Raw genomic sequence first — 2,022 nt, 5'->3', positions numbered from 1 at the left:
GGTAGTCGAAATGGGTGGATTCGTCGGCGTTGGCGTGCCATTCGGTGGCGCCGCGCAGGCGGCCGGCCAGGCCCAGGTCCAGCAGCGCGTGGTCCAGGCGCGCCGAGCGCCCGGCCCAGACGAAGGAATACGGCCGGTCGGCCTTGGCCAGCGCGAACGCGTCCCGCCAGCCGCGCGAGTACAGCAGCCGCAGCGGATCTTCCTGGGCGTGGGCGTTGAGGTCGCCCAGCACCAGCGTGCCTTCAGGCGAGGTGCCCGTGGGGTCGGTTGCCAGCCATTCGTTCAACTGCCGCGCCGACGCCACGCGGGTGGCGTTGTAGCAGGCCTGGCCGTCGCCGCTGTCGGCGTCGCCGCCGGTGGCCTTGTCGCAGCCGCCCTTGGACTTGAAGTGGTTGGCCACCACCACGAACACCGGTCCGCTGCCGGCGCGGAACGCCTGGGCCAGCGGCGCGCGGCTGGCGCGCTCGAACGGACCTTCGGCAATGGACGCCGGCTTGCCCACGGTCTTGAAACGGCTGCTGCGATAGATGATGCCGACGCGGATGGCATTCGTGCCCGGGCCTTCGCCGGCATCCACGAAGCGCCAGTCGGCGTGCGGGCCGGCGGCGTTGAGCGCGGCCACGAACTGCGCCAGCGACGACTCCGGGCCGAAGCCGTCGTTCTCGAGCTCCATCAGCGCCGCAAGGTCCGGGTCCAGGGCCTGCATCGCGGTGACCAGCTTGGCCACCTGGCGCGCATGGTCGGCGGGCGTCGCGGCACCGCGGTCGGTGGGGAAGCCACCGCCCTGGCCGTCGCCGTTGAACAGGTTGAGCACGTTGAAGCCGGCGATGCGGCGGTCGCCCGGCACGGTGGGTGCTTCGGGGCGGGGCGCCTGCTCGATCGCGGCGAATTTCTCGGTCAGCTGCAGGCGATGGCTGCCGAAGCGCTGGTCCAGCACGCCCTGCACGCCGGTGATGACGCTGCCCGCGCGCAGCGGGGCCGTGTCGTTCCAGGCGCCGGGCAGGAACCACAGCGCCTTGGGGTCCTGGCCGCTGCGGGCATCGTCCAGGCGCAGCGACAGGCGCTCGTTCTCCCGGGCCACGGCCTGCGCCTCGGCGCCCGGCGGCGCCACTTCGGTGGGCGCATACAGCCGGCCGCCGAAGCTGGTGAAAAGTTCACCGAAGCGCGCCAGCCCGTCGTTGCCGGTCACCGTGAGCGGCGCGGTGATCGACAGCAGCTCGCCCTCGACGCTTTCCCAGCCTGCGGCCGGCACTTCGGACAGCACGCGCGGCGTCACGTCGCCGCGGCCAAGTACTTCGACCATCTGCGCCTGCAGCGAAGTCAGCGTCTGGTCGCCCTCACCGCGCTCGACCACTTCGCCGGTGGCGCGCACCAGGTCGCCCAGCCGCAGCCGGGGCTCGGCATCGGGGCGGCGCGGCAGGAACAAGCCCTCGCCGGTGGCCGGGTCGCCGTCATCGGCCTGCGACTGCACGAACACGCCGCCCAGGCCCTGGGCGAAGTTCGCCACCACCACGCCTTCCACCGTCACCTGCCGGCCTTCCAGCGGGCTGCGGGCGCCCGAGCCCTGGACCTGGGCGATGGTCAGCAGGCCGGCGTCCGGCGTGGCCAAGGGCGCGTCGGGGCGCGGCGCATCGCAGCCGGCAAGCCACAGGGATGAGGCAATCAGCAGGCAGCGGCGCATGGGCACTCCGGTCAGGACGAGGGGGTTCAGAAACAACAACGCCGCCCGGAGGCGGCGTCGCGGTCGGGCGCGGGCCCGGCTTACTTGAGGTTGTCGACCATCCAGTCAACCGTGGCGATGACCTGCTCGTCGGTGAGCGCAGGATTGCCGCCCTTGGCCGGCATGATGCCCGCCGCGCCCTGGTAGCCCTCGATGGCGTGCTTGTGCATCAGGTCCGCGCCCTGGGCGATGCGGGCGGTCCAGGCGGCGCGCTCCATCTTGGGGGCGCCGCCGGCGCCGGCGGTGTGGGCGGCACCCCAGAGCGCAGCGTAGATCACCGCGCCGTCCAGCGTGCCGACGTA

The 2,022-nt window shown here is 72.8% G+C and carries 1 protein-coding gene and 1 pseudogene; both read right to left on the bottom strand.

What is annotated here, in order from left to right:
- Positions 1-1,681, bottom strand: a 1,681-nt coding sequence (locus tag K0M70_RS05755; RefSeq protein ID WP_290780474.1) for an ExeM/NucH family extracellular endonuclease, incomplete at its 3' end; no start/stop codon positions are given.
- A gap of 80 nt (positions 1,682-1,761) precedes the next feature.
- Positions 1,762-2,022: pseudogene (locus K0M70_RS05750) on the bottom strand (cytochrome c5 family protein); the annotation flags it as partial.

It is taken from the genome of Arenimonas sp., assembly GCF_019459675.1.
GTDB lineage: Bacteria > Pseudomonadota > Gammaproteobacteria > Xanthomonadales > Xanthomonadaceae > Arenimonas.
The sequence above is the reverse complement of the archived record's forward strand: the minus strand, read 5'-3'. Positions and strand labels throughout refer to the sequence as shown.